The organism is Amycolatopsis sp. NPDC004368, assembly GCF_053602515.1.
Map to the genome: position 1 here is coordinate 1 of NZ_JBSGDT010000095.1, position 1,111 is coordinate 1,111.

The 1,111-nt window shown below is 68.5% G+C and carries 1 protein-coding gene; it reads left to right on the forward strand.

What is annotated here, in order from left to right; genetic code table 11:
- Positions 1–114: 114 nt before the first annotated feature.
- The coding region (locus ACWEOE_RS42140) for an IS481 family transposase (protein ID WP_452019463.1) at positions 115–1,111 on the forward strand (997 nt) is incomplete at its 3' end.

The following is a 1,111-nucleotide window of genomic DNA, read 5'->3' on the forward strand; positions in this document are numbered from 1 at the left end:
TGTTGCGGGGCATGACGTTGGTGTCGGCTGACGGGGCCTGAGATAAGGGACGGGTCTTTCGGCGGCAGGATGAGAAGTGCGACCAACACATCCGCCAAGCAGAAAGACCCGTCCATGCACCACCGTAATGCCCCGCTGTCGCTCGAGGGCCGTCGCCGGCTCGTGCGGCGGTGCCAGACCCGCCCGATCGCCCATGTCGCCGCCGAGATGGGCATCTCGCGGCAATGCGCATCCAAGTGGGTCAACCGCTGGCGCCGCTACGGCGAAGCCGGCCTGCTCGACCGGCCCAGCGTCCCGCACCACCAGCCCACCACCACTCCCGCGCAGGTGGTGGCCCGGATCGAGCAGCTGCGCCGGCAACGCAAGTACTCCGCCCGCCGCATCGCCACCGAACTGGCCGCCGAGGGCATCACCATCTCCGTCCGCACGGTCGGCCGCCACCTGCTGCAGCTGGGCCTGAACCGACGCCGCTTCCTCGACCCCACCGGGGCGACCAACCGGGCACCGCAACGGATCATCGCGCGCTGGCCCGGGCACATGGTCCACCTCGACGTGAAGAAAACCGGCCAGATCCCCGACGGCGGCGGCTGGCGAATCCACGGCAAAGGCAGCGACCAGGACAAACACGCCCGCCGCGGCAAGACCCGAGGCCAGCGGCCCCGCTACACCTACCTGCACTCCGCCATCGACGGCTACTCCCGCCTGGCCTACACCGAAGCCCTGCCCGACGAAACCGCCCGCACCGCGATCAGATTCGTCCACCGCGCCCGCGCGTTCTTCGCCGCCCACGGCATCACCCACATCCACCGCCTCGTCACCGACAACGGCTCCTGCTACCGCGCAGGCGACTTCGCCACCGTCCTCCGCGGAGCCCGCCACCAACGGATCACGCCCTACACTCCCCGCCACAACGGCAAGATCGAGCGCTACAACCGCATCCTGGCCGAAGAATTCCTCTACGCCCACATCTGGACCAGCGAAGCCCATCGCACCTCAGCCCTGGCCGTCTGGAACGTGCATTACAACTACCATCGACCACACACTGCCGCCGGAGATCAGCCACCAGCGTCGAGGCTCCGCACCGGCGTCACGAACGTCATGGCCTCATACA